The organism is Burkholderiaceae bacterium, assembly GCA_024235995.1.
In the GTDB taxonomy this organism is placed as follows: Bacteria; Pseudomonadota; Gammaproteobacteria; order Burkholderiales; family Burkholderiaceae_C; genus Ottowia.
On the sequence record JACKLI010000001.1, the window covers coordinates 455,744 to 480,699 of the forward strand.

23 protein-coding genes are annotated in these 24,956 nt (G+C 69.4%); 12 read left to right on the forward strand and 11 right to left on the reverse strand.

Annotation, left to right across the window (positions count from 1 at the left end; all coding sequences use genetic code 11):
* Positions 1-1,905, forward strand: a complete 1,905-nt coding sequence (aceK, locus tag H6927_02300) for a bifunctional isocitrate dehydrogenase kinase/phosphatase (protein MCP5216928.1) — start codon at positions 1-3, stop codon at positions 1,903-1,905.
* Positions 1,906-1,971: 66 nt separating this feature from the next.
* Complete coding sequence (locus H6927_02305) at positions 1,972-3,153, forward strand: acetyl-CoA C-acyltransferase (GenBank protein MCP5216929.1); 1,182 nt, start codon at positions 1,972-1,974, stop codon at positions 3,151-3,153.
* A gap of 76 nt (positions 3,154-3,229) precedes the next feature.
* Here the strand turns inward: H6927_02305 and H6927_02310 are convergent, their stop codons facing one another.
* From H6927_02310 to H6927_02320, 3 genes are all read right to left on the reverse strand, one after another.
* Positions 3,230-3,916: an arylsulfatase gene (locus tag H6927_02310; GenBank protein ID MCP5216930.1), complete on the reverse strand. Its 687-nt coding sequence runs from the start codon at positions 3,914-3,916 to the stop codon at positions 3,230-3,232.
* Positions 3,916-4,722, reverse strand: coding sequence for an amino acid ABC transporter substrate-binding protein (locus tag H6927_02315; protein ID MCP5216931.1), 807 nt, complete (start codon positions 4,720-4,722; stop codon positions 3,916-3,918). The genes H6927_02310 and H6927_02315 overlap by 1 nt, the downstream gene beginning before the upstream one ends.
* A gap of 146 nt (positions 4,723-4,868) precedes the next feature.
* Positions 4,869-6,212: an aspartate aminotransferase family protein gene (locus tag H6927_02320; protein MCP5216932.1), complete on the reverse strand. Its 1,344-nt coding sequence runs from the start codon at positions 6,210-6,212 to the stop codon at positions 4,869-4,871.
* Between the two features lie 108 nt (positions 6,213-6,320).
* On the opposite strand from H6927_02320, the gene H6927_02325 reads away from it, so the two are divergent.
* The 6 genes from H6927_02325 to H6927_02350 all read left to right on the forward strand — a co-directional run bounded on the left by H6927_02325 (position 6,321) and on the right by H6927_02350 (position 12,700).
* The gene (locus H6927_02325; protein MCP5216933.1) at positions 6,321-7,223 is read left to right on the forward strand and encodes a MurR/RpiR family transcriptional regulator; all 903 of its coding nucleotides are present in this window, start codon (positions 6,321-6,323) and stop codon (positions 7,221-7,223) included.
* Positions 7,224-7,258: 35 nt separating this feature from the next.
* Complete coding sequence (locus tag H6927_02330; protein ID MCP5216934.1) at positions 7,259-8,395, forward strand: acyl-CoA dehydrogenase family protein; 1,137 nt, start codon at positions 7,259-7,261, stop codon at positions 8,393-8,395.
* A 6-nt stretch (positions 8,396-8,401) separates the two neighbouring features.
* On the forward strand, positions 8,402-8,821 hold the full coding sequence (locus tag H6927_02335; GenBank protein MCP5216935.1) for a hypothetical protein: 420 nt from the start codon (positions 8,402-8,404) through the stop codon (positions 8,819-8,821).
* Between the two features lie 82 nt (positions 8,822-8,903).
* Positions 8,904-10,289: a Trk system potassium transporter TrkA gene (gene trkA / locus H6927_02340; protein ID MCP5216936.1), complete on the forward strand. Its 1,386-nt coding sequence runs from the start codon at positions 8,904-8,906 to the stop codon at positions 10,287-10,289.
* 243 nt (positions 10,290-10,532) lie between these two features.
* A complete protein-coding gene (locus tag H6927_02345; GenBank protein ID MCP5216937.1) occupies positions 10,533-11,996 on the forward strand; it encodes a TrkH family potassium uptake protein in 1,464 nt (487 codons plus the stop codon).
* A 29-nt stretch (positions 11,997-12,025) separates the two neighbouring features.
* Complete coding sequence (locus H6927_02350) at positions 12,026-12,700, forward strand: transglutaminase family protein (protein MCP5216938.1); 675 nt, start codon at positions 12,026-12,028, stop codon at positions 12,698-12,700.
* A gap of 19 nt (positions 12,701-12,719) precedes the next feature.
* Here H6927_02350 and H6927_02355 read toward each other — a convergent pair whose 3' ends face one another.
* The 3 genes from H6927_02355 to H6927_02365 form a co-directional block, all read right to left on the reverse strand.
* Positions 12,720-14,078 (reverse strand): amidase, encoded by a 1,359-nt coding sequence (locus tag H6927_02355; protein MCP5216939.1) that lies wholly within the window; start codon positions 14,076-14,078, stop codon positions 12,720-12,722.
* Between the two features lie 91 nt (positions 14,079-14,169).
* A complete protein-coding gene (metW, locus tag H6927_02360; protein MCP5216940.1) occupies positions 14,170-14,751 on the reverse strand; it encodes a methionine biosynthesis protein MetW in 582 nt (193 codons plus the stop codon).
* Complete coding sequence (locus tag H6927_02365; protein MCP5216941.1) at positions 14,748-15,890, reverse strand: homoserine O-acetyltransferase; 1,143 nt, start codon at positions 15,888-15,890, stop codon at positions 14,748-14,750. Before H6927_02365 ends, metW begins: the two co-directional genes overlap by 4 nt.
* Before the next feature lie 492 nt (positions 15,891-16,382).
* Between H6927_02365 and H6927_02370 the strand changes: the two genes are divergently transcribed.
* The gene (locus H6927_02370) at positions 16,383-16,880 is read left to right on the forward strand and encodes an RNA-binding protein (GenBank protein MCP5216942.1); all 498 of its coding nucleotides are present in this window, start codon (positions 16,383-16,385) and stop codon (positions 16,878-16,880) included.
* 48 nt (positions 16,881-16,928) lie between these two features.
* Here the strand turns inward: H6927_02370 and H6927_02375 are convergent, their stop codons facing one another.
* Genes H6927_02375 through H6927_02390 form a run of 4 tightly spaced genes read right to left on the reverse strand, consistent with a single transcriptional unit; the run spans position 16,929 to position 19,876 of the window.
* Positions 16,929-17,714 carry an SDR family oxidoreductase gene (locus tag H6927_02375; protein ID MCP5216943.1) on the reverse strand — a complete coding sequence of 262 codons (786 nt, stop codon included), beginning with the start codon at positions 17,712-17,714 and terminating at the stop codon, positions 16,929-16,931.
* A 10-nt stretch (positions 17,715-17,724) separates the two neighbouring features.
* Positions 17,725-18,348: an LPS export ABC transporter periplasmic protein LptC gene (gene lptC / locus H6927_02380; GenBank protein MCP5216944.1), complete on the reverse strand. Its 624-nt coding sequence runs from the start codon at positions 18,346-18,348 to the stop codon at positions 17,725-17,727.
* Entirely contained in the window at positions 18,345-18,899 is a 555-nt protein-coding gene (locus H6927_02385; GenBank protein MCP5216945.1) for an HAD hydrolase family protein, read from the reverse strand. Before H6927_02385 ends, lptC begins: the two co-directional genes overlap by 4 nt.
* On the reverse strand, positions 18,899-19,876 hold the full coding sequence (locus H6927_02390; protein ID MCP5216946.1) for a KpsF/GutQ family sugar-phosphate isomerase: 978 nt from the start codon (positions 19,874-19,876) through the stop codon (positions 18,899-18,901). Before H6927_02390 ends, H6927_02385 begins: the two co-directional genes overlap by 1 nt.
* A gap of 46 nt (positions 19,877-19,922) precedes the next feature.
* Here H6927_02390 and H6927_02395 point away from each other — a divergent pair, with 46 nt between their 5' ends.
* The 3 genes from H6927_02395 (at position 19,923) to H6927_02405 (ending at position 23,749) form a co-directional block, all read left to right on the forward strand.
* Complete coding sequence (locus H6927_02395) at positions 19,923-21,920, forward strand: cation:proton antiporter (protein MCP5216947.1); 1,998 nt, start codon at positions 19,923-19,925, stop codon at positions 21,918-21,920.
* A gap of 66 nt (positions 21,921-21,986) precedes the next feature.
* Positions 21,987-22,544, forward strand: a complete 558-nt coding sequence (locus H6927_02400) for an adenine phosphoribosyltransferase (GenBank protein ID MCP5216948.1) — start codon at positions 21,987-21,989, stop codon at positions 22,542-22,544.
* A gap of 92 nt (positions 22,545-22,636) precedes the next feature.
* Positions 22,637-23,749 (forward strand): zinc-binding dehydrogenase, encoded by a 1,113-nt coding sequence (locus H6927_02405; protein MCP5216949.1) that lies wholly within the window; start codon positions 22,637-22,639, stop codon positions 23,747-23,749.
* 90 nt (positions 23,750-23,839) lie between these two features.
* Here H6927_02405 and H6927_02410 read toward each other — a convergent pair whose 3' ends face one another.
* Entirely contained in the window at positions 23,840-24,943 is a 1,104-nt protein-coding gene (locus tag H6927_02410) for a nitronate monooxygenase (protein ID MCP5216950.1), read from the reverse strand.
* Positions 24,944-24,956: the final 13 nt, after the last annotated feature.

Consider the following 24,956-nt stretch of genomic DNA (forward strand, 5'->3'; position numbering starts at 1 on the left):
ATGCCGCTGACCGCCGAGCAAGCCGCGCTGGCGCAGGCGCTGGCCCAGGCGATGATCGACGGCTTCAACCGCCACTACCGCCTGTTTCGCACCGAGTCGGCGCGCGGCAAGCACCGCTTTGAAACGGCCGACTGGCACGGCCAGCAGCGCGCCCAGCGCGAGCGCATCGAGTTCTACGACCTGCGCGTGCTGGAGTGCGTGCGCCGGCTGGAGCGCGAGTTCAAGGCCGGCGAGCAGCCCACCGACGTGTGGCAGCAGGCCAAGCTGCTGTACATCGGCATGCTGGTGCGCCACCAGCAGCCCGAGCTGGCCGAGACCTTCTTCAACTCGGTCAGCACCAAGATCCTGCACCGCAGCTATTTCCAGAACGACTTCATCTTCGTGCGCCCGGCCGTCAGCACCGAGTACATGGAGACCGAAGACCCGCGCGCGCCGCCCACCTACCGCGCCTTCTACCCCGCCGCCGGCCCGCTGCAGGATGTCGTGCGCACCGTGCTGCTGTCGTTCGGCCTGCGCTGCCGCTTCGAGGACCTGGAGCGCGACGTCGGCTACGTGGCCCGCGCCATGCAGCGCGAGCTGGCCGGCGACAAGCCGCGCCCCAACTTCCAGGTCCAGGTGCTGACCAGCCTGTTCTACCGCAACAAGGGCGCGTACCTGGTGGGCAAGATCATCAACGGCTTTCGCGAGCTGCCGTTTGCCCTGCCCCTGCTGCACCGCACGCCCGGCACGGTGTACGTGGACGCGGCGCTGTTCGGCGAGGAGGATCTGCTGATCCTGTTCTCGTTCTCGCGCGCCTACTTCATGGTGGACATGGAGATTCCCTCGGCCTACGTGCAGTTTCTGCGCAGCCTGATGCCGCGCAAGCCGCGCGCCGAGCTGTACAACGCGCTGGGCCTGGCCAAGCAGGGCAAAAATTTGTTCTACCGCGACCTGCTGTGGCACCTGCGGCACTCCAGCGACCGCTTTCGCATCGCGCCCGGCATCAAGGGCATGGTGATGCTGGTGTTCGACCTGCCCAGCTTTCCCTACGTCTTCAAGATCATCCGCGACCGCTTTGCCCCGCCCAAGGAGACCACGCCCGCCCAGGTGCGCGCCAAGTACCACCTGGTCAAGCACCACGACCGCGTGGGCCGCATGGCCGACACCATGGAGTTCTCGCTGCTGGCCTTTCCGCGCGAGCGCTTCACCGACGAGCTGATCGCCGAGATCGAGCAGCACGCGCCCAGCCAGCTCGAAATATCGGATCGCGACGGCGACGGCCAGACCGAGGTGATCATCGCGCACGCCTACATCGAGCGGCGCATGATCCCGCTCAACCTCTATCTGCAGGAGGCCTTCGACGCCGGCGAGCAGGACCTGGCGGCCAACGCCCGGCTGGAGCACGCCGTGATCGAATACGGCAACGCCATCAAGGACCTGGTGGCCGCCAACATCTTTCCGGGCGACATGCTGTGGAAGAACTTCGGCGTCACGCGCCACGGCAAGGTGGTGTTCTACGACTACGACGAGATCGAGTACCTGACCGACTGCAACTTCCGCCGCGTGCCGCCGCCGCGCACCGAGGAGGACGAGCTGAGCGGCGAGGTCTGGTATTCGGTGGCCAGGGGCGACGTGTTCCCCGAGACCTTCGGCCCCTTCCTGCTGGGCAACCCGCGCGTGCGCGCCGCCTTCATGCGCCACCACGCCGATTTGCTGACGCCCGAGTTCTGGCAGCAGAACAAGGAGCGCATCCAGCGCGGCGAGCTGATCGATTTTTATCCCTACGGCGTGCACCGGCGCTTCGACGTCAACGGCGGCATCCGCGGCATGCCCGAGTGGCCCGACCCGGCGGCGGCGAGCGTGGAGACGCCCGCCGACCGGCCCGATGCGCTGGCGCCGATCCCCCCGACGGAGCCAGCGGATTGACGCGCGGCGCCGGCTTTCGACCGCACTTTGCGCGATCATCCTTTCACTGACTCAAGGAGAACCCTCATGCTCGACCCCATCGTCATCGTTTCCGCCGCCCGCACGCCCATGGGCAGCTTTCAGGGCGACTTCACCGGCTTGGCCGCGCACGACCTGGGCGGCGTGGCCATCAAGGCTGCCGTCGAGCGCGCCGGCATCAAACCGGAACTCGTCACCGAAGTGCTGTTTGGCAACTGCCTGATGGCCGGCCAGGGCCAGGCGCCGGCGCGGCAGGCCGCCTTCAAGGGCGGGCTGCCCAAGAGCGCGGGCGCCGTCACGCTGAGCAAGATGTGCGGCTCGGGCATGCGCGCGGCCATGTTCGCGCACGACATGCTGGTGGCCGGCAGCCATGATGTGCTGGTGGCCGGCGGCATGGAGAGCATGACCGGCGCGCCCTACCTGCTGCAAAAAGGCCGCGGCGGCTACCGCATGGGGCACGACCGCATCTTCGACCACATGATGCTCGACGGCCTGGAAGACGCCTACGAGCCCGGCCGCAGCATGGGCACCTTCGGTGAGGACTGCGCGGCCAAGTACCACTTCACCCGCGAACAGCAGGACAACTTCGCCATCGCCAGCGTGCAGCGGGCGCAGGCAGCTATTCAATCAGGAGCATTCAAGGCCGAGATCGCCCCCGTGACCGTCAAGGACCGCAAGGGCGAGCGCGTGGTGGACACCGACGAAGGCCCGGGCAAGGTCAAGCTCGACAAGATCCCCACGCTCAAGCCCGCCTTCAAGAAGGACGGCACGGTGACGGCGGCCAGCAGCTCCAGCATCAACGACGGCGCCGCCGCCATGGTGCTGATGCGCGAGAGCACGGCCAAGAAGCTGGGCTGCAAGCCGCTGGCCAAGATCGTCAGCCACGCCACGCACGCGCAGGAGCCCGAGTGGTTCAGCACCGCGCCCATCGGCGCGACCGAGAAGGCGCTGGCCAAGGCCGGCTGGCAGGTGGGCGACGTCGACCTGTGGGAAGTGAACGAGGCCTTTGCCGTGGTGCCGATGGCGCTGATGCACGATTTGAAGGTGCCGCACGACAAGGTCAACGTCAACGGCGGCGCCTGCGCCCTGGGCCACCCCATCGGCTGCAGCGGGGCGCGCATCATGGTCACGCTGATCCACGCCTTGAAGGCGCGCGGGCTGAAGAAAGGCCTGGCCACGCTGTGCATCGGCGGCGGCGAGGCGACGGCGGTGGCGCTCGAACTCATCTGAGCCACTGACACCACTCAAGCCAATCGCGAGCTGGGTGCCGCGCCCGTGGCAAGACCAAGGTTCCAGCAAGCAACGTTCAGGTTCGTGGCGACCACGCGCCAGCCGCCAGCCGCTGGCGCAGCGCACGCACCGCGCTATCCACCGTGGTGAGCACCGGCAAATCGGTAGCAGCCTCGCACGCTGCTTGGGCGCGCGCCATACTGAACTGCGCCAGGACAATCAGGTCGCAACCGCGCCGCGCCAAACAACGCGCCTGCTCGGCCACCCGCTCATCGTGCTGCATGCCGTCACCAGCCTCCAGCGCCGCCAGCGCACCGTCGGCCAGGGCCGTCACCAGCGGCGTACCGACAGGAAACTCCGCCGGCATCGATTCGAGCGTGGGCGCAAAGCTGGCCACCAGGCCAATGCGCCGCGCCCCCAGGGCCAGGGCATCGGCAATCATCGCCTCATTGGGCTTGAGTACCGGCAGCGGCGCCAGCCGCGCCGCCACTTGCTCGATGCATGGGCCAAACGCCGAGCAGGTAAACAAGATTGCCTGCGCTCCGTTATCGACCGCGTAGCGCGCCAGCACCTGAAAACGTTGATGCATGGCATCGTCCAACCCGTGCCCGCCGGCGGCCAAGTCGGCCGACAGGCTGTCGTCCAACAGGTTCATGCGCCCTGCTTGCGGCCAGTCGCGCGCGAAAGCGTGGTTGATGGGCGCCACTGAGTGGGCCAACGCATGAATCAGCGCGATGCGCGGGGCCAGGCCGTCGACGCGCATCAGATGCCCTTGGAACTGGGGTGCTCGAAGGCGTCACGCGTCTCGGCATTCAAGGGGTAGTTGATGACCATGCCCTTGGGCGGGATGGGCGACATGAACCACTTGTTGTAGAGTTTTTCCATCTCACCGGATTTCATCAGGTTGACCACCACGCGGTCAACCAGGGCTTTGAAGGGCGCGTCGTCCTTGCGGAACATCAGGGACTGATTCTCGGTGCGCAGCGGCTCGCCCACGATGGCAAAGTCCTTGGGATGCTTGCTGTTGGCCACCAGGCCCGCCAGCAGGATGTCGTCCATGACGAAAGCATCCGCCTTGCCCGTCTCGACCATCAGGAAAGAGTCGGAGTGGTCCTTGCCCGCCAGTTCGTTGATGTTGAGGTTCTTGCCCCGATCGGCCTGGCGCAGCAGGCGCATGGACGTGGTGCCGGTGGTGGTGGCGACGGATCTTCCGTTCAGGTCGGACAGGCTCTTGATACCTGAGCTGGCCTTGACCACCATGCGGACGTTGTAGCGGAAGATGTCGGGCGAGAAGGCGACCTGGGACTGGCGCTCGATGAGGTTGGTGGTGGTGCCGCATTCCAGATCAACCGTGCCGTTGGAGACCAGCGGCATGCGATTGGCCGAGGTCACGGCCTGGTATTTGACCTCCAGCTTGGGCAGCTTGAGCGTTTGCTTGATGTCGGCCAGGATCTGATAGCAGATGTCCAGGCTGTAGCCCACAGGCTTGGTGCCGTCCAGATACGAGAAGCCGATGGACGACTCCCGGTAGCCCAGGGTGATGGCCCCGGTGTCCTTGATTTTCTGCAAGGTGGGTCCGATATCCTGGGCGCGCGCGGATGGGATGCTGAGCAGGCTGGTCACCAGGACGACGGCGCAAGCGGCGCTGCGGGTACGAAGGCGATGGGGTTTCACGTAATGTCTCCCTTGTCGGGTTTCAGGAATGGCCGTGGCGCTCACGGCCGACAGGTGGCCGTGGCCGCTTCGATGGCCGCAGTCAGGCGCTCGGTGATCTGGTGCAGCTCGGCACGGGTGGCAATGAAGGGCGGCGCCAGCAGTACGTGGTCGCCCCGCTGGCCATCGACCGTGCCGCCCATGGGGTAGCACAGCAGGCCGCGCGCCATGGCTTCGCTCTTGATGAGGGCGTGCAAACGAATCGACGGGTCGAAGGGCTGCCGGCTTGGACGATCACGCACCAGCTCGATACCCCAAAAGAAGCCGCGCCCGCGGATGTCGCCCACGGCCCAGTGCTCCGCCAGCGCATCGCGCAGCATCTGCCCGAAAGCCGCCCCCTCCGCCTCCACCTTGGCCAGCAGGCCGTCGCGCCGAATAACCCGCTGCACTGCGAGTGCGGCCGCGCAGGCGACGGAATGGCCGAGGTAGGTGTGGCCATGTTGAAAGAAGCCGCTACCCTTGGCAATCGCCTCGACAATGCAGCCCTGCGCCAGCACCGCGCCGATGGGCTGGTAACCGCCGCCAAGCCCCTTGGCAATGGTCATCAGGTCGGGCGTCACTTCCTCCTGCTCGCAGGCATGCAGGGTGCCAGTACGCCCCATGCCGCACATCACCTCGTCCAGGATCAGCAGCACGCCGTGGCGGTCGCAGACCTCGCGCACCGCCTTGAAGTAACCGGGCACGGGCGCGAGCACGCCCGCCGTGGCGCCACCCACCGTCTCTGCCACGAAGGCAATCACACGATTCGAACCCAGGCGTTCGATGGCTTGCTCCAGCTCGCGTGCCAGGCGCTGGCCATATTGCTCGGGCGTTTCATCCTCGCGCTGGTCACGGTAGGGGTAGCACGGCGCTACGTGTGCCACGTCGATCAGCAGTGGCGCGAACTGCCGGCGCCGCCATTCGTTGCCGCCAACCGCCAGCGCACCCAGCGTGTTGCCGTGATAGCTCTGGCGGCGAGCGATGAAGTGCGTTCGTTCGGGCTGCCCGATTTCCAGGAAGTACTGGCGTGCCAGCTTCAAGGCTGCCTCGACCGCCTCGGAACCCCCACTCACAAAGTAGGCTCGACTCATGCCCGATGGCGCATGGGCGACCAATTCATCGGCCAGCACTTCAGCAACCTCGGTGGTGAAAAAGCTGGTGTGCGCGTAGGCCAATTGATCGATTTGCGCGTGCATCGCGGCGCGAACCTCGGGATGGCCGTGGCCCAGGCAGGACACCGCCGCGCCACCCGAAGCATCCAGGTATTGCCTGCCCTGCGCGTCGCGCAGCATCAATCCCTGCCCCCCCACAGCCACAGCGGGGGTCTGGCGCAAGGAACGGTGAAAGACGTGGGTGGATGCAGTCATGGCAAGGGAATCGATCATTTGTTCTGTGTATTTTATTTTCAGAACATTCGTTCTATATATCCATGCTTTCCCGTAGATCCTCTCCAGGGCTGCGCTAAAGTCTGACGAATGACTTTGCGAGACCAACTGCGCCTGCAATGGAGCGAGCTTCCGGCGGGGCTGCGCTCGGTAGGGCGCTTGGTGCTGGATGAGCCTGGCTTCGTGGTGACCGACTCGATGCGCACCGTCGCCGCCCGTGCTGGCATGGCGCCGAGCGCCTTGGTCCGCTTCGCCCAACACCTTGGCTTTGCGGGGTGGCCCGCGCTCAAGCAGGCGCTGGCAACCGAGATGGGCCTGATCCACCAGCCGTACATGCAGCGGGCCAGCGCGCTACGTGAGCGCAAGGCCGAACGGACGCTGGCCGATGAGGTGTTCGACACCCAGCAAGAAAACGTTCGGACTGCCGCCGGACAAAGCATGCAGGCGCTGGACCAGGCAGCACGGCAATTGCAGCGCGCCAAGGCCGTACACGTGGCGGGATATCGATCCTGCTTCGGGCCGGCCGCATCCTTCGTCTACGTGTACAGCCTGATGCGTGCGGGGGTTCGGCTCATGGACAGCCTGGGCGGCCGGCTGGAAGCGCAACGTCACGCAATCGCACCGGGCGATGCGGTGCTGGCAATCAGCTTCGCACCCTATTCGCGCGAAGCCGTTGCGGTGGCGCGCCACGCACGCCAGGTCAAGGCACGCCTGATCGCCCTCACGGACAGCACGGCCTCGCCTCTGGCCTTGCATGCCGATACGGTGCTGCTGTTCAGCACCCGCTCGCCCTCGTTTTTTCCATCCACGCTGGGTGCGTCAGCCGTGCTCGAAGCGCTGCTGGCGCTGCTGGCGGCCCAAGCCGACGAAGCCTCCCTAGCCCAGCTCAAGGCCATCGAGACGGAGCTGTTTGCATCGGGCGCCTATGTGGCGGCGGACTCACCGCGGTCCGGTAGCCAGCGTGGCTCACGAAAGCCCACCGCCAGCACTTGATCCTCTCGCGTACAACGCTTTTTTGAAAGCCCCCCATGCTGCTGACCCAAGACCAGGAAATGATCCGCGACGCCGTGCGCGCCTTTGCCCAGCAGGAGCTGTGGCCCCACGCGCCGCGCTGGGACAAGGAGCACACCTTTCCGGCCCAGGCGCACCAGGGCCTGGCCGAGCTGGGCGCCTACGGCATCTGCGTGCCCGAGGAATACGGCGGCGCCGGCCTGGACTACCTCACGCTGGCGCTGGTGCTGGAAGAAATTGCCGCCGGCGACGGCGGCACCAGCACGCCCATCAGCGTGACCAACTGCCCCTACAACGCCATCCTGATGCGCTACGGCAACCAGGCGCAGAAGCAGCAGTGGCTGGCCCCGGCCGCGCGCGGCCAGATGCTGGGCGCCTTCGCGCTGACCGAGCCTCATGTGGGCAGCGATGCCTCGGCGCTGCGCACCACCGCCGTGAAGCAGGGCGATGAGTACGTGATCAACGGCGTCAAGCAGTTCATCACCAGCGGCGCCAACGGCCACGCGGCCATCGTGATCGCGGTGACCGACAAGGGCGCGGGCAAGCGCGGCATGAGCGCCTTCGTCGTGCCCACGCACCAGCTGGGCAACCCCGGCTGGCAGGTGGCGCGGCTGGAAGACAAGCTGGGCCAGCACAGCAGCGACACGGCGCAGATCAACCTGGTGGACTGCCGCGTGCCGGCTGCCAACCTGATCGGCGAGGAGGGCGAGGGCTACAAGATCGCCCTGTCGGCGCTGGAGGGCGGACGCATCGGCATTGCCGCGCAAAGCGTGGGCATGGCGCGCAGCGCGCTGGAGGTGGCCATCGCCTACGCCAAGGAGCGCGAAAGCTTCGGCACCGCCATCATCCACCACCAGGCCGTGGCTTTTCGCCTGGCCGACTGCGCCACCCGGCTGGAGGCGGCGCGTCAATTGATCTGGCACGCCGCCAGCCTGCGCGACGCCGGCCGGCCCTGCCTGAAGGAAGCCGCCATGGCCAAGCTGCTGGCCACCGAAACGGCCGAGGCCGTGTGCAGCGCCGCCATCCAGACCCTGGGCGGCTACGGCTACGTGAGCGACTTTCCGCTGGAGCGCATCTACCGCGACGTGCGCGTGTGCCAGATCTACGAGGGCACCAGCGACGTGCAGAAGATCATCATCACGCGGGCGCTCTGACGCCTCATGGCGCGCGCCTCTCGCCACGCCGCCTGCCCCTGCGGCGGCCGCCCCGCCGGCGCGCCGTATGCCGCCTGCTGCGGCAGCTACATCGAGCACTTCGGCACCACCCCCGCGCCCGACGCCGAGGCGCTGATGCGCTCGCGCTACAGCGCCTTCGCGCGCGGCGACACCGCCTATCTGCAAGCCAGCTGGCACGCCAGCACGCGCCCGGCGGCGCTGGCGCTGGAGCCGGACGTGCACTGGCTGGGGCTGGACGTGCGCGCGCACCGCGTGGTGGACGGCACCCATGCCGAGGTCGAGTTCGTCGCCCGCTCGCGCGTGGGCGGCGGTGCCGCGCAGCGCCTGCACGAGCGCAGCCGTTTCGTGCGCGAGCGCGTGGCCGGCGCGTGGCGCTGGTTTTACGTGGATGGCGTCTTGTTTTAGAATGATTTTGCCTTGCAGCCGGCGTCCATCAATCGCCAACAGCTACAACAATGATAGTTAACTCCAACCCGGTGCGACGCCCATGCGCATCCTGATTCTCGGCGCCGGCCGCGTGGGCGAGAGCGTGGCCGAGACCCTGGTGTCCGAGGCCAACGACATCACCCTGATCGACACCGACCCAGCCCACCTGCGCAAGCTGGAAGAGCGCCTGGAGCTGCGCGGTGTGCCCGGCAACGGCACGCTGCCCTCGGTGCTGCGCGGCGCGGGCGCCGACGACTGCGACCTGTTCATCGCCGCCACCGGCCACGATGCCACCAACCTGGTGGCCTGCAAGGTGGCGCACGGCGTGTTCGGCATTCCCAGCACCATCGCGCGGCTGCGCTCGTCGGAGTTTGGCGACGGCGAGCTGCTGGGCAAGGAAGGCTTTGCGGTCGACCGCGTGATCTGCCCCGAGGAGTCGGTCACGCGCTACATCCAGCTGCTGATCGACTACCCCGGCGCGCTGCAGGTGGTGCGCTTTTCGCAAGGGCAGGCGCACCTGGCGGTGGTGCGGGTGGCCACCGACAGCGCCCTGGCCGGCCACAGCATCGCCGAGTTCCGCGAGCAGCACCCCGACCTGCCCATGCGCATCGTCGCCGTCTACCGCAACGACGCCGAGCTGGCGTGCGAGGCCGACACGCGCGTGCAGGCGGGCGACGAGATCTTCGTGCTGACGGGCCGCGAAAGCCTGCGCGCCGCGCTGGGCGCCATCGGCAACCCCGACCGCCGCGTGCGCCGCGTGATGATGGCCGGCGGCGGGCGCGTGGGCCTGCGCCTGGCGCGCGAGCTGGTGGGCCGCTGCAGCGTCAAGATCTTCGAGGCCGACCGCAAGCGCTGCGACTACCTGGCCGGCGAGCTGCCGCCGGACATGCTGGTGCTGGAGGGCGACGGCGCCGACGAGGAACTGCTGCACTCCGAGGGCGTGGGCGAGACCGACCTGTTCATCGCCATGACCAGCGACGACGAGGACAACATCCTGGCCTCGATGCTGGCCAAGCGCATGGGCGCGCGCCGCGTGATCGCGCTGGTCAACCGCCGCGCCTACGCCGAAATGCTGCAGGGCAGCGCGATCGACATCGCCATCTCGCCCGCGCAGGCCGTCATTGGCGAGCTGCTGCTGCACGTGCGCCGCGGCGCGGTGGCGGCGGTGCACAGCCTGCGCCGCGGCATGGCCGAGGCGCTGGAGGGCATTGCGCGCGGCGACGCCAGGACCTCGCACCTGGTGGGCCGGCGCATCGAGCAGCTCAAGCTGCCCGCCGGCGCGCGCGTGGGCGCCATCGTGCGCGGCGAGGGCGAGCAGGCCCACACCCTGGTGCCGCGCCACGACACGGTGATCGAGACCGGCGACCACGTGATCATCTTCCTGCCGAACAAGCGCCTGGTGCGCGAGGCGGAGAAGCTGTTTGAAGTCCGCGCCACGTTCTTCTGACATGCGCGCCCACTGGACGGTCTGTGCGCCTGACTCCTTCCCCCTTTGGGGGAAGGCAGGGATGGGGGCGAGCGACGCCTGCCCCTCCACCGCCGCCGGCCCCCACCCCCGCCTTCCCCCAGAGGGGGAGGGAGCAATGCCGTCACGCGCGACAAACCCGAGCCGCCGCCGGGCCGCCCCAAGGCGGCGAGCGCCCCCTCGGGGGGCAGCGCAGCATGCGCAGCAGCGAAGCGTGGGGGCACCATGACAACCCGTTTTGCACCTGCCTTCCGCGTCTTCTCGTGGGTCATCATGGGCTTTGCCTTCGCCTTCTGGGTGCCCATGGCCTGGGACTGGTGGGGCGAGGGCGGGCGCAACGGGAGCATCTGGGCCGGCTGCTTCGGCCTGACCTTCTTGACCGGCCTGTGGCTGTGGTGGCGCACCCGGCGCACCGACGCCGAACTGACGGTGCGCGACGGCTTTCTGCTGGTCAACCTGGTGTGGCTGGTGCTGCCGGTGTATGCCGCGCTGCCGCTGCTGCTGACGGTGCAGGGCATCGGCCCGGTGCAGGCCTACTTCGAGGCCATGAGCGGGCTGACGGCCACCGGCGCCACCTCGCTGGCGGGGCTGGACCTGCTGGCCACCTCGGTCAACGTGTGGCGCTGCTTTCTGCAGCTGATCGGCGGGCTGGGCATCATGCTGCTGGCGCTGGCGGTGCTGCCCTTCCTGGGCCTGGGCGGGCTGCAGATCTTCAAGGCTGAGATGCCGGGCCCGATGAAGGATTCGCGCCTGACCCCGCGCATCGCCGAGACCGCGCGCGGGCTGTGGGGCGTGTACTTCGTGCTGTCCAGCGCCTGCCTGCTGGCCTACCGCTGGGGCGGCATGAGCTGGGCCGACGCCTTCATGCACATGTGCACCACGGTGGGGCTGGGCGGGCTGTCCTCGCACGACCAGAGCTTCGGCTACTGGAACTCGCCACAGCTGGAGTGGACGGCGGTGCTGTTCATGCTGCTGGCGGGCATCAGCTTCGTGCGCTACTTTTTGCTGTGGCAGCTGCGCTCGCTGACGCCCGTCACGCGCGACACCGAGGTGCGCGCCTACACCCTGGTGCTGGGTATCGCGATCGCGGTGGTGTCGGCCATGCTGCTGCTGCACGGCGTTTACCCCGACGCCTCCAGCGCGGTGCGGCAAGCCGCGTTCCAGGTGGTGTCGGTGGCCACCACCACGGGGTTTTCCACCACCGACTACGTGATGTGGCCCACCTTCGTGCCGGTGCTGCTGCTGTTTCTGGGCTGCTTCGTGTCGTGCGCCGGCTCCACCGGCGGGGGCATCAAGATGGTGCGCATGCTGGTGCTGGTGCGCCTGGCGCAGCGCGAGCTGCTGCGCATCATCCACCCGCGCGTGGTGCACCCCGTGGCCCTCAGCGGCATGCGCGTGCCCAACGACGTGGTGTCCACCGTGATGGCCTTCATGCTGATCTACGGCGGCGTGATGGTGAGCCTGACGATGCTGATGCTGGCCTCGGGGCTGGACGTGGTGACCGCCTTCTCGGCCATCATCGCCTGCCTGAACAACATCGGCCCCGGCATGGGCCGCATCGGGCCGGCCGGCAACTACGCCTCGTTCACCGATTTTCAGCTGGCCCTGTGCTCGCTGGCCATGGTGCTGGGCCGGCTGGAGCTGCTGTCCATGCTGGTGCTGCTGACGCCGGCGTTCTGGCGGCGCTGAACGCACGCTCACGCGATACGATCGGCCCCATGCCCGATCAGCCCACCCCCGCGCACCTGGCGCCCACCGCCGCCATCGACAGCCAGCATCCCGCCGTGCAGGCCTTTGCCCGCGAGCATGCGCAGGGCAGCACCGAGCGCGAGCGCGCCGTGGCCCTGGTGCACGCGGTGCGCGACGGCTTTCGCTACGACCCCTACCGCATCGACCTCTCGCCCCACGGCATGCGCGCCAGCACGGTGCTGGCCAACGGCTACGGCTGGTGCGTGCCCAAGGCGGTGCTGCTGGCGGCGGTGGCGCGCGCGGCCGGCATCCCGGCGCGGCTGGGCTTTGCCGACGTGCGCAACCACCTGTCGACCGAGCGCATGCGGCAAACGATGAAGACCGATCTGTTCATCTGGCACGGCTACACCGAGCTGTGGCTGGATGGCGCCTGGCGCAAGGCCACGCCGGCGTTCAACATCGAGCTGTGCCAGAAGTTCGGCCTGCTGCCGCTGGACTTCGACGGCGTGCACGACTCGATCTACCACGCCTTCGACGCCAGCGGCCAGCGGCACATGGAATACGTCAACCAGCGCGGCGCCTTCGACGACCTGCCGCTGGAGCGCATCACCGCCGACTTCCACCAGGTCTACGGCGCCTGGATGCAGGGCGCGGGCGCGAACAGCGACTTTCTGGCCGACGTGGCGCGGGAGGGCGCGCGCTGAGCGAAGCCGGTCTTCGGGCTCAGCGCGTGGTGACGAGCACGCGCTCCAGCGCCTCGCCCAGCGCCAGCACCTCGTGGTCGCGCCCGCCGGCGGCCGCCAGCATCAGGCCCACCGGCGCCTCGCCTTCGGCATGGCAGGGCAGCGACAGCGCGCAGCCGTCCAGGAAGTTGATCAGCGCGCAGTTGCGCAGCAGCTGACCGTTGGTGGCAAAAAAAGCCGCGTCGCTGGCCTGCAGATCGGCGATGCGCGGCGCGGCGATGGGCACGGTGGGCAGCAGCAGCGCGTCATGGCCGGCGATGCGCCGCTCCACCTGCGCGATCCAGCGCGGGCGCGCGGCCAGCAGGTCGATGTAGTCGGCCACATTCATGTTCTCGCCGCCGCGGATGCGCAGGGCCACGCGCGGGTCGTAGTCGGCCTCGTGCGCGTTCAGCAGCGCGCGGTGCCAGGCCCAGGCCTCGGCGGCGGACAAGGTGCCGCGCGCGTTCAGGGCCGCCAGTTCGGCAAACTCGGGCACGGCCAGGCGGGTGATGCGCGCGCCGGCGGCGGACAGGCGGGCCAGCGCGCGCTCGAAGGCGGCGGCCACCGTGGCATCCAGGCCATCGAGCACCACGGTTTCGGGCACGGCCAGGCGCAGGCCAGCCACCTCGCGCCGGGCGGGCGCGGGCACGGCCTGGCCAGCCAGGATGGCGTCGGTGATGGCGCAGCAGCGCACGCTGGCGCCCAGCGGGCCGACCGAGTCGAGCGAGGTGGACAGCGGCAGCGCCCCGTCGGTGGGCACGCGCCGCTGCGTCGGCTTGAAGCCCGTCAGGCCGCACAGCGCGGAGGGGATGCGCACCGAGCCGCCGGTGTCGCTGCCGATGGCCACCGCTGCCATGCCGTCGGTCACCGACACCGCCGCGCCGCTGCTGGAGCCGCCCGGAATGCGCCGCGTGGCGCGATCCCACGGGTTGGCCGGCGTGCCGTGGTGCGGGTTGATGCCCACGCCCGAGAAAGCGAACTCGCTCATGTTGGTGCGCCCGACGATCACCGCGCCGGCGGCGATCAGGCGGTCGATGACCGGGGCGTTGCACGTGGCAGGTGCGGCATCCTGCAACACTTTGGAGCCGGCGGTGGTGACTTCGCCCGCCACGTCGAACAGGTCCTTGATGGAGACCGGGATGCCCTCCAGCGGCGAGCGCACCATGCCGGCGGCGCGCAGCAGGTCGCTGGCGCGGGCGATGGCCAGCGCGCGCTCGGCGCTCAGGCGGGTGAACACGCGCGGGCCTTCGCCGGCGGCGTCCTGTGCGCGCGCCAGCGCGGCCTCGGTCAGGGCCTGCGCGCTGGTGCGGCCGGCGGCCAGGTCGGCGGCGAGTTGTTCGAGGGTGGGCAGATTGGTCATTTTTTGATAGCTTTTTGCGCTTGTTGCATGCGGGCTAGAGGCCTATTTATCTTGAAATCCGGTCCAGCCAGACCCTCGCTGGCGCGCTGGCCTAGCGCTGCAGCTTGAACACCGCCGTGCCGGCCAGCAGGTTGGGCCAGCGGCGCACCACGCGCTGCTCGTCCAGGCCAAAGGCGTCCAGCACCGTCAGGCCGTTCTTGCCGGCCAGCACCTCGAAATCCTTGAAGGTGCCGACGCGGATGTTGGGCGTGTCGTACCACTCGTAGGGCAGGCGCGCGGTCACCGGCATGCGCCCGCGCAGCACCGACAGGCGGTTGGCCCAGTGCGCGAAGTTGGGAAAGGCGACGATGCCCACGCGGCCCACGCGCACGGTCTCGCGCAGCATGACCTCGGCGTTGCGCAGGTGCTGCAGGGTGTTGATCTGCAGCACCACGTCGAAGCTCTGGTCGGCAAAGGACGCCAGGCCCTGGTGCAGGTTGACCTGCAGCACGTTGACGCCGCGGCGCACGCAGGCCAGCACGTTGGCGTCGTCGATGTCGATACCGTAGCCGGTGCAGCCCTTGTCGCGCGTCAGCTGCTGCAGCAGCGCGCCGTCGCCGCAGCCCAGGTCGAGCACGTGGCTGCCCTGGGGCACCAGCTGGGCGATGGTGTTCAGCAGTTGCAGGTCGCTCACGCCCGTGCTCCCGAAATGCTTTCAAAATAAGAGCGGACGACGCCCATGTAGCGCGGGTCATCGAGCAAAAAGGCATCGTGCCCATGGGGCGCGTCGATCTCCGCGTAGCTGACGGCGCGGCGGTTTTCCAGCAGCGCCTTGACGATCTCGCGCGAGCGCGCGGGGGCAAAGCGCCAGTCGGTGGAAAAGCTCACCAGCAAAAACTTGCAGGCGGCTCGCGCCAGCGCCCGCGTCAGGTCGCCGCCAAAGGCGCGCGCGGGGTCGAAGTAGTCCAGCGCGCGCGTGATCAGCAGGTAGGTGTTGGCGTCGAAGTATTCGCTGAACTTGTCGCCCTGGTAGCGCAGGTAGCTCTCGATCTGGAACTCCACGTCCTGCGTGCTGTATCGGTAGCCGCTGGTGTTGTCGAGCACGGCCTGCCGCAGCTCTCGTCCAAACTTCTCGTTCATCACATCGTCTGAAAGATAGGTGATGTGGCCGATCATGCGGGCGATGCGCAGGCCGCGCCGGGGCAGCACGCCGTGCTCGTAGAAGTGGCCGCCGTGAAAGTCCGGGTCGGTCACGATGGCGCGGCGCGCCACCTCGTTGAAGGCGATGTTCTCGGCGCTCAGGTTGGGCGCGCTGGCCACCACCACGGCGTGGCGCACGCGCTCGGGGTATTGCAGCGTCCAGCTGAGCGCCTGCATGCCGCCCAGGCTGCCGCCCATCACGGCCGCCAGCTGGTGCACGCCCAGTTCGTCCAGCAGCCGCGCCTGCGCGTCGACCCAGTCTTCCACCGTCATGACCGGAAAGTCCGCGCCGTACACGCGCCCGGTGTCGGGGTTGACGTGCATGGGCCCGGTGGAGCCGAAGCACGAGCCCAGGTTGTTGATGCCGATGACGAAGAAGCGCTCGGTGTCCACCGGCTTGCCGGGGCCGATCATGTTGTCCCACCAGCCTTCGCTCCTGTCCTGTCCGGCGTAGCGGCCGGCCACGTGGTGCGAGGCGTTGAGCGCGTGGCAGATCAGCACCGCGTTGTCGCGCGCGGCGTTGAGCCGGCCGTAGGTCTCGTAGCTGAGGTCGTAGCCGCGGATCGAGGCGCCGCTTTGCAGCGGCAGCGGGGCCTCGAAGCGCAGGCTGTGCGGCTGGACGATGAATGACATAAAAAAACCCGGCTCGCCAAAGAGGCGGAAAGCCGGGGTTTGCGCTTGTCCGTCTTTAGCTGCATTTGTAAAAGCGCCCGCAAGCAGGAAGCAAATCGGCGCTGGGAAAGGCCAGTATAGCGCCGCCCACCTTGCCCGGATACCGGGTGAGGCGATGATCCCGCCCGGCGCCGCTGGCATGGCCGGTGTTGCGCACAAGCAACGGCTCCGCACCCCGACAGAAGGCCGGCGCCATGGGCGCTGCCCCCTAGCCGGCCGTCCAACCGAATACCCGACTGAATAAAAAGGTTGATTTTTTCATGCTTGACGACGGGATTTCTGACGCATAATCGCGCGGGTGTGCACCCTGCACACATTCTCAAACATTCAACCCTTGTTTGATCCTGCGGTGAAAGCAGTCAGTTTCCCTTCGCTCTCAGCCTTGAGCAGCTTCGTCGAAGGCGTTTTGCGGACTCCATCGCTTTTTTATTGTTCTTGAGGAGTCCCAGTTCGATGGGCAACAAACTTTACGTCGGCAACCTGCCGTATTCCGTGCGTGACCAGGATCTCGAGCAGGCCTTTGGCCAGTTCGGTGCCGTCACCAGCGCCAAAGTCATGATGGAGCGCGACACCGGCCGCTCCAAGGGCTTTGGTTTTGTCGAGATGGGCAGCGACGACGAAGCTCAGGCCGCCATCAACGGCATGAACGGCCAGCCCCTGGGCGGCCGCAACGTGGTGGTGAACGAAGCGCGCCCGATGGAGCCGCGCCCCCCGCGCAGCGGTGGTGGCGGCTACGGCGGCGGTGGCTATGGTGGTGGCGGCGGCGGTGGCTACGGCGGCGGTCGCCGCGAAGGTGGCTACGGCGGCGGCGGTGCCCCGCGTGAAGGCGGCTACGGCGGCGGTCGCCGCGAAGGCGGCGGCGGCCATGACGGCGGCTTTCGCAGCCCCTACGGCAGCGGCCCGCGCGGCGGTGGCCGCCGTGAAGGCGGTGGCGGTCGCGACGACTATTGATCCGGCAGCGCCGTAGATCGTGCCAAGGGCTCCTTCGGGAGCCCTTTTTCATTGCCCCGCCTGCCGCGCCTTGCGCGGGCGCCCCGCCAGCAAGCGGTCGAACAGCGCGTTGGGCAGCAGGCGCAGCAGCCTGGCCGCCACGCCCATGGGCCAGGGGATGACGCGGTAGCTGGCGCCCGCCGCGATGACACGCTGGGCCCGCCGGGCAAAGGCCTCGGGCGCCATCAGAAAGGGCATGGGGTAGCGGTTGCCGCGCGTGAGCGGCGTGTCGACGTAGCCGGGCAGCAGGGTGACCACGCGCACGCCGCTGCCACGCAGCTCGCCGCGCAGGCTTTCGCAGTAGCTGATGACGGCCGCCTTGCTGGCGCAGTAGGCGCCGTGGCCCGGCAGGCCGCGGATGCCGGCCACGCTGGCGATGCCCACCAGGGTGCCGCTGCCACGCTGGCGCATGGGCTCGATGAAGGGCTGGAAGCTGGCGGCCAGGCCCAGGTTGTTGGTGGCGAAGATGCGCGCCATGACTTGAAGGTCGCCGCGCACGGCGGTATCCACCCCGATGCTGATGCCGGCGTTGGCGATCACCACGTCGGGCACGCCCTGCTGCGCCAGGCAGGCCTGGGCGGCCGCGACGATGGAATCCACCTGCGCCACGTCGGCCCCGTACACGCGCCAGCGCTCGCTGGCCCAGCCCTGGGCCTGGGCCCAGGCGCTCAAGTCGGCCGCGCGGCGCGCCACCAGGGCCAGGCGCCAGCCGTCCTGCGCATAGCGCCGGGCCAGCGCCTGGCCGATGCCGCTGGAAGCGCCGGTGATGAAGACCAGTCCAGGCGCCGCACTCACTGGACGACCTTCAGCGCCGCGCCGGCTGGATCACGCCGCGCACCTGGCCGACCAGGTTGGCCACGCCGCTTTGGTTGTCGTAGTCGAAGCGCTCGCCGGTAAAGCGGTCGGCGCCGCGCAGCAGCTCGACCGGCTGGTCGGAGCTGACGCGCTCGGCCTTGACCCAGGCGTGCAGGTATTCGCCGCGAAACTCCAGCCGCGGCGTGGCCCGGCCGCCCGGGCCGACGCTGGCCTCGCGCGCCACCTGCGCCTGGCCGTAGAGCTGGATCTCGGAGCCGTCGCCATTGGACACGCCGCGATCGGCGCGGCCCACGGTGAGCTGGTTCTTCGGATCGAACGAGCGCACGCGCGGCTGGCTGACCTCCAGCGTGTCGGTGTCGGGATAGTGGTGGCCTTCGACGCCGCGCAGCTCGGAGGTCATGCGCCCGGCGGCGTCGAAGCTGCGCACCGCGAACGAGCGCATCTGGTAGTCGGGCTCGTGCGCCAGCGGGCGCGGCGGGCCGCTGGCGGCGGCGAAGTCGGGCGTGTGGCGCACCAGCCAGGCGGTGCCCAGGGCAAACAGCGCCATCATCAGCGCCGGCAGCCAGGCAAAGAACTGCTCCTTGCCGTGGCGCCACAGGCGGGCGCTGTTCATGGCATGGGCCCCAGGTGCTGCTCGAGCAGGCGCCGATAGTGGCCGCCGGCCGCCAGCAGCAGGTCGCACAGCTCGCGCACCGCGCCCGCGCCGCCGGCCAGCGCGGTGACGTGGGCGGCCAGCGCGCGCGCCTCGGTGTGGGCGTTGGCCGGCGCGCAGGCAAAACCGGCGTGGCGCAGCAGGGGCAGGTCGGGCCAGTCGTCGCCCATGACGGCGGTCTGCGGCCAGCCGACGGCCAGCTGCCGCAACAGGGCCTGCGCGGCGGGCAGCTTGTCCTCGGTGCCCAGCCGGGCGTGCTGGATGCCCAGGGCCGCCAGGCGCTGGCGCAGCGCCGGCGAGTCGCGCCCCGAGATGACGCCCACCTGGATGCCCGCGCGCGCCAGCAGCTTCAGGCCATGGCCGTCCAGCGTGTGAAAGCGCTTGAGGACCTCGCCGCCCTCGCCGTAGTACAGGCCGCCGTCGGTCAGCACGCCATCGACGTCGAGCAGCAGCAGGCGCATGCCCTGCGCGCGCAGCAGCAGCTCGGGGGGCCAGGTTTGCGCGGCGCCCATCAGATCACTTTCGCCCGCATCAAATCGTTGGTGTTGAGGGCGCCCACCAGTTGGTCCGCGTCATCGGTCACCAGCAGCACCGTGATGCGGTGGCGCTCCATCTGCTCGGCGGCCGTGGCGGCCAGCGCGCTTTGGTTGATGGTGCGCGGCGAGGCGTGCATGACCTGGCCGGCGGTCAGCTGGCGCAGGTCGCGCCCGGTCTCGACCAGGCGGCGCAGGTCGCCGTCGGTGAAGATGCCCAGCACGCGGCCATGGGCGTCGACGATGGCCGAGGCGCCCAGGCCCTTGCGCGTCATCTCGCGCATCAGATCGCCAAAGGCCGCTTCGGGCCCGACGCGGGGCACGTCCTCGCCCGCGCGCATGAGGTCGAGCACGCGCGTGAGCAGGCGACGCCCTAAAGCGCCGCCGGGGTGCGAGCGGGCGAAGTCCTCGGCCTTGAAGCCGCGCGCGTCCAGCAGCGCCACGGCCAGCGCGTCGCCCAGGGCGAGCTGCGCGGTGGTGCTGGCGGTGGGCGCCAGGTTGAGCGGGCAAGCCTCCTTCTCGACGCCGCTGTCAAGCACCACGTCGGCGTGGCGCGCCAGGGTGGAGCCGGCGTGCCCCGTCATGGCCACCAGCGGCGCGCCCAGGCGCCGCACCAGCGGCACCACGACGTTGAGCTCCTCGCTCTCGCCGCTGTTGGAAATGGCCAGCACCACGTCCACCGGCTTGATCATGCCCAGGTCGCCGTGGCTGGCCTCGGCCGGGTGCACGAACATGGCCGGGGTGCCGGTGGAGGCCAGCGTGGCGGCGATCTTGCGGCCCACGTGCCCGCTCTTGCCGATGCCCATGACGACCACGCGGCCGCGCACGTCCAGCATCAGCTGCACCGCCCGCACGAAGCCGTCGCCCAGGCGCTGCGCGAGCGCGCGCACGGCGTCGGCCTCGATGGCCAGCGCCTCGCGCGCCAGCCGAAGGGCCTGCTCGGGGTTGACGTTCATGCGCCAAATTCTATCGGGCGCCCCGATCGGTGCACTACCATGGGGCATGAGTTCGCTGGAGCTGACGCTGCTGTACCTGCTGGCCGCCGTGCTGGGCGTGTCGGCGTGCCGCTGGGCGCGGCTGCCGCCCATCCTGGGCTACCTGCTGGCCGGGGTGCTGATGGAGCCGCACACGCTGGGCCTGGCCGTGGGCCAGGACGCCGAGGGCATCCGCCAGCTGGCGGAGTACGGCGTGGTGTTCCTGATGTTCGTCATCGGGCTGGAGTTCAACCTGCCCAAGCTGCGCGCCATGCGCCGCCACGTGTTCGGGCTGGGGCTGGCGCAGGTGCTGTGCACGCTGGCGCTGGCCACCAGCGGCTCGATGGCGCTGGCCTGGCTGCTGCCCTCGCTGTGGCACATGAGCTGGCAGACCGCCCTGGTGCTGGCTGGCGCCATGGCCATGAGCAGCACCGCCATCGTGGTCAAGATGATGGCCGACCGGCTGGAGCTGGAGTCCGAGCACGGCCAGCGCGTGATGGGCGTGCTGCTGCTGCAGGACCTGGCGGTGGTGCCCCTGCTGGTGCTGATCCCGGCGCTGGGCTCGCCGCCGGAGCAGCTGCTGGCCGAGCTGGGCCTGGCGGCGCTGAAGGCGGCCATCCTGATCGCGCTGCTGCTGTGGGGCGGCCAGCACCTGATGCACGGCTGGCTGACCGTCGTGGCGCGCCGGCGCAGCCCGGAGCTGTTCATGCTCAACCTGCTGCTGCTCACGCTGGGCCTGGCCTGGCTGACGCAGCAGGCGGGGCTGTCGCTGGCGCTGGGGGCGTTCATCTGCGGCGTGCTGATCTCGGAGACCGAGTTCCGCGTGCAGGTGGCCTCCGAGATCCGGCCCTTCCACGACGTGCTGCTGGGCCTGTTCTTCATCACCATCGGCATGCTGCTGGACGTGCACCAGGTGCTGCTGCGCTGGCCGCTGGTGCTGGTGCTGCTGCTGGTGCCGGTGGCCTTCAAGCTGCTGCTGGTGGCCGCGCTGGCGCGCGCGCTGGGCGCCAGCGCCGGCACGGCGCTGCGCACCGGCCTGTACCTGGCGCAGGCGGGCGAGTTCGGCTTCGTGCTGCTGACGCTCAGCCGCCGCGAGGGCCTGGTGGCGCCCGAGCTGTTCCAGCCCGTCCTGGCGGCGATGGTGCTGTCGATGCTGGCCACGCCCTTCATCATCATGGCCAGCAACCGCATCGTGCTGCGCCTGGTGGCCAGCGAATGGCTGCAGCAGTCGCTGCAGATGACGCACATCGCGGTGGAATCGATCAACACCAGCGGCCACGTGCTGATCCTCGGCTTCGGCCGCAGCGGCCAGGCCATGGCCCGCATGCTGGAGCACGAGGGCATCGCCACCATGGCGCTGGACCTGGACCCCGACCACGTGCAGCAGGCGCGCGCCGCCGGCCAGGCCGTGGCCTATGGCGACGCCACCAAGGCGCCGGCCCTGACGGCCGCCGGCCTGGCGCGCGCCAGCGCCGTCGTGCTGACCTATCTGGACACCCCAACCGTGTTCAAGACCCTGGCCACCATCCGCGCCCTGGCGCCGCACACGCCGGTGATCGTGCGCACCCAGACCGACCGCGACCTGGAGCGCCTGCGCGCCGCCGGCGCCACCGAGGTGGTGCCCGAGGCGCAGGAGGGCGCGCTGATGCTGGGCGGCCACGCGCTGGCGCTGGTGGGCGTGCCCATGCGGCGCGTGATCCACATCGTGCAGCAGTACCGCGAGCAGCGCTACGGCCTGCTGCGCGGCTTCTTCCATGGCGCCGCCGACAGCCACGAGGACGAGCTGGAGGCCGAGCGCCTGGCCACGCTGACGGTGCCGCCCACGGCGGCCGGGCGGCGCCTGGCCGAGGTGCTGGGCCAGGTGGCGGGCGAAGGCGGCGCTGCGCTGCGCGTGGTGCGCCTGCGCAGCCGCCTGGGCACGCCCGTGGCCGCGCACGAGGCCTTCACGCTGGAAGGCGGCGAGACCCTGGTGCTGTCGGGCAAGGCCGAGGCGCTGTCGCGCGCGGAGCAGGCATTGGCCCGTTGAGCTGCCCCATCGGGCCCTCCGCGCGGCACAATGGCCCTTCAACCGGCCCGCAGACCCACCCCGCCCATGACCGCACCGCTCGCCATCACCGACTACCTGCGCCAGCACATCCGCACCGTGCCCGACTGGCCGGCGCCAGGCGTGCAGTTTCGCGACATCACGCCGCTCTTGCAGGACCCGCGCGTGTTCCGCGTGCTGATCGACGCCTTCGTGCACCGCTACATGGCGCCCGAGCTGCGCCCCGAGGTGGTGGCCGGGCTGGACGCGCGCGGCTTCATCATCGGCTCGGTCATCGCCTACAAGCTGGGCGTGGGCTTCGTGCCGATCCGCAAGAAAGGCAAGCTGCCCTACGCCACGGTGCAGGAAACCTTCGAGCTGGAATACGGCAGCGCCACCGTCGAGCTGCACACCGACGCCGTGACCCCCGGCCAGCACGTGCTGCTGATCGACGACTTGATCGCCACCGGCGGCACCATGATGGCCGGCAAGAAGCTGCTGGAGAAGCTGGGCGCCACCGTGACCGAAGGCGCCGCCATCGTTGACCTGCCCGAGCTGGGCGGCTCGCAGCGTCTGCGCGAGGCCGGCCTGGCGCTGTTCACGCTGGTGGATTTCGCCGGCCACTGACTGCCTCCCTATTGGCGAACGCCGTGCAACCGGACGGCGTTCGCAGCCTCCCGTTTCCGAACCCTTCAAGCCTTGCCAGGAGATCCCCACCCATGAAAGCCCAAGCCGTGATTTGCCGCGAACTGAACCAGCCGGTCGTGGTCGAGACGATCGAGGTCGCGCCGCCGCAGGCCGGCGAGGTGATGATCAAGCTGGCGGCCTGCGGCGTGTGCCACAGCGACCTGTCGGCCACCAACGGCACCATCGCCTTCAGCCCGCCGCTGATCCTGGGCCACGAAGGCGCCGGCGTGGTGGTCGAGGTGGGCCCCGGCGTGACCGACTTCGTCGTCGGCGACCACGTGCTGTCGTCCTTCGTCACCATGTGCGGCATGTGCCACTACTGCACCATCGGCCGGCCGGCGCTGTGCGAGCTGGGCGCCCGCACCCTGACCACCCTGCCCAGCGGCGCGCTGCGCACCAGCGACGCCCAGGGCCGGCCGCTGAGCGTGTTCTCGGGCTGCGGCGTGATGGCCGAGTACGCCACGCTCGACACCCGCAGCCTGATCAAGATCGCCGGCGACGCGCCGCTGCGCTCGGCCGCGCTGGTCGGCTGCGGCGTGATGACGGGCTTTTGCGCCGTCACCAACACCGCGCGCGTGGCGCCGGGCTCGGTGGTGGTGGTGCTGGGCACCGGCGGCGTGGGCCTGTCGGCCATCCAGGGCGCGGCGGTGGCGGGCGCGCGCATGGTGGTGGCGGTCGACATCGACGACTTCAAGCTCGGCCTGGCCAAGACCCTGGGCGCCACGCACACGGTCAACTCCAAGGGCGACGAGGCCATCGTCAAGACCCTGCGCAAGCTGACCGGCGGCGGCGCCGACTACGCCTTCGAATGCGTGGGCTCGGGCGAGCTGGCCGCCACCGCCTACAGCGTGCTGCGCAAGGGCGGGCAGGCGGTGGTGGTCGGCGTGGCGCGGCCCAAGGACACCACCACCCTGCGCACCGCCAGCCTCACGTTCGAGGAAAAGAGCATCGCCGGCAGCTACTTCGGCTCGGCCCGCCCGCGCGTCGACGCGCCGCGCATCCTGGGGCTGTACCAGGCCGGCAAGCTCAAGCTGGACGAGCTCATCACCCGCACCTACCCGATCGCCGAGGCGCCGCAGGCCTTCGCCGACCTGCAGGCCGGACGCAATGCGCGCGGGGTGATCGTGTTCGAAGGCGGGAACTGAGGTCCGTCAACTGCCGGCTCAGAAGGTGCGAATGAAAAGCGTGCGGGTTTTGGCGGCCAAGGCAGGCATGAGAGGTTCGTTCACAGCTTCTCAGCCCAGCATGGCATCGAGCCGTTCGCGCGCCTCGGCCAGTTCCAGCAGCATGTCCTGCACCACTTCGCGCACCGAAGTCTGCTCGTTCATGTCGCCCACCAGTTGGCCGACCGGGTAGGTGAGGAACGGCTCGGCGTGCGCGCGCTCAACGCGCGTTCGGCCGTAGGCCCACCACAGCATATTCTGCAGCGGCGCTGGCAGCGGCTCGGGCGCGTCGGGGCGCTCGTAGGCCGCGGTGAAGGCATTTCGTAGCGTGCGACAAGACTTGCCGGTGACGGTGCGCGTGAGCACGGCATCGCCTTCACCAGCCCGATAGATCTTGGCGCGGATCTCGGGCGTGAGCTCGCTTTGCACGGTCTTCAGCCAGATCGAGCCGCACCACACGCCCTCACAGCCCAGCGCCAGTGCCGCCGCCACCTGGCGGCCGCGTCCGACGCCCCCGCCGCCTAGCACCGGCAGCGGCGCCACGGCATCGACGATGCGCGGCCACAACACCATGGAACTGATGTCGCCGGTGTGACCGGCGGCCTCGGTGCCGACGGCAACCACCAGATCACAGCCAACGTCGCGGTGGCGCTGAGCGTGCTTGACGCGCCCGGCCAGCGCGCCGACCTTGATGCCCTGCGCGTGCGCGCGCTCGACCAGCGCCTTGGGCGGGCTGCCCAGGGCGTTGACGATGAGCTTGATCGGGTGACGCAGGCAGATCTCCAGCATCTGCAGGCTCTCGCGCGGCGTCATGTGCAATCCGCTGAGCAGCTCGCGGGCGGCGTGGGCGGCTTGCTCCGGCGGCAGGCGCGGAATGCCGGCGTCGTCGAGCAGCTTTTGCACGAAGGCGACGTGCTCGGCCGGCAGGGCGTCGATGTCCACCTGCGCCACATCCTCGTAGGTGGAGGGCATCAGGATATCCACCCCGTAGGGGCGCCCGCCGATGTGCGCGTCGATCCAGCGCAGGTCCTCCTCCACACGGTCGGCGTGAGCGCGCGCCATGCCCAGGACACCCAGGCCGCCGGCCTTGGATACCTCGACCACCACGTCGCGGCAATGCGAAAAAGCAAAGATCGGCATCTCGATGCCGAACATCTCGCACAGTTGGTTGTTCATCTTTTCACCTCCT

What these genes read in the sequence shown, in the direction of transcription:
- H6927_02365 (MCP5216941.1), bottom strand. Translation starts at nt 15,890, where the DNA reads ATGTCATTCATCGTCCAGCCGCACAGCCTGCGCTTCGAGGCCCCGCTG.
- lptC (MCP5216944.1), bottom strand. Translation starts at nt 18,348, where the DNA reads ATGAACAGCGCCCGCCTGTGGCGCCACGGCAAGGAGCAGTTCTTTGCC.
- H6927_02350 (MCP5216938.1), top strand. Translation starts at nt 12,026, where the DNA reads ATGCCCGATCAGCCCACCCCCGCGCACCTGGCGCCCACCGCCGCCATC.
- H6927_02320 (MCP5216932.1), bottom strand. Translation starts at nt 6,212, where the DNA reads ATGACTGCATCCACCCACGTCTTTCACCGTTCCTTGCGCCAGACCCCC.
- H6927_02395 (MCP5216947.1), top strand. Translation starts at nt 19,923, where the DNA reads ATGAGTTCGCTGGAGCTGACGCTGCTGTACCTGCTGGCCGCCGTGCTG.
- H6927_02335 (MCP5216935.1), top strand. Translation starts at nt 8,402, where the DNA reads ATGGCGCGCGCCTCTCGCCACGCCGCCTGCCCCTGCGGCGGCCGCCCC.
- H6927_02330 (MCP5216934.1), top strand. Translation starts at nt 7,259, where the DNA reads ATGCTGCTGACCCAAGACCAGGAAATGATCCGCGACGCCGTGCGCGCC.
- H6927_02355 (MCP5216939.1), bottom strand. Translation starts at nt 14,078, where the DNA reads ATGACCAATCTGCCCACCCTCGAACAACTCGCCGCCGACCTGGCCGCC.
- H6927_02405 (MCP5216949.1), top strand. Translation starts at nt 22,637, where the DNA reads ATGAAAGCCCAAGCCGTGATTTGCCGCGAACTGAACCAGCCGGTCGTG.
- H6927_02310 (MCP5216930.1), bottom strand. Translation starts at nt 3,916, where the DNA reads ATGCGCGTCGACGGCCTGGCCCCGCGCATCGCGCTGATTCATGCGTTG.
- H6927_02390 (MCP5216946.1), bottom strand. Translation starts at nt 19,876, where the DNA reads ATGAACGTCAACCCCGAGCAGGCCCTTCGGCTGGCGCGCGAGGCGCTG.
- H6927_02325 (MCP5216933.1), top strand. Translation starts at nt 6,321, where the DNA reads ATGACTTTGCGAGACCAACTGCGCCTGCAATGGAGCGAGCTTCCGGCG.
- aceK (MCP5216928.1), top strand. Translation starts at nt 1, where the DNA reads ATGCCGCTGACCGCCGAGCAAGCCGCGCTGGCGCAGGCGCTGGCCCAG.
- H6927_02305 (MCP5216929.1), top strand. Translation starts at nt 1,972, where the DNA reads ATGCTCGACCCCATCGTCATCGTTTCCGCCGCCCGCACGCCCATGGGC.
- trkA (MCP5216936.1), top strand. Translation starts at nt 8,904, where the DNA reads ATGCGCATCCTGATTCTCGGCGCCGGCCGCGTGGGCGAGAGCGTGGCC.
- H6927_02400 (MCP5216948.1), top strand. Translation starts at nt 21,987, where the DNA reads ATGACCGCACCGCTCGCCATCACCGACTACCTGCGCCAGCACATCCGC.
- H6927_02385 (MCP5216945.1), bottom strand. Translation starts at nt 18,899, where the DNA reads ATGGGCGCCGCGCAAACCTGGCCCCCCGAGCTGCTGCTGCGCGCGCAG.
- H6927_02345 (MCP5216937.1), top strand. Translation starts at nt 10,533, where the DNA reads ATGACAACCCGTTTTGCACCTGCCTTCCGCGTCTTCTCGTGGGTCATC.
- H6927_02370 (MCP5216942.1), top strand. Translation starts at nt 16,383, where the DNA reads ATGGGCAACAAACTTTACGTCGGCAACCTGCCGTATTCCGTGCGTGAC.
- H6927_02410 (MCP5216950.1), bottom strand. Translation starts at nt 24,943, where the DNA reads ATGAACAACCAACTGTGCGAGATGTTCGGCATCGAGATGCCGATCTTT.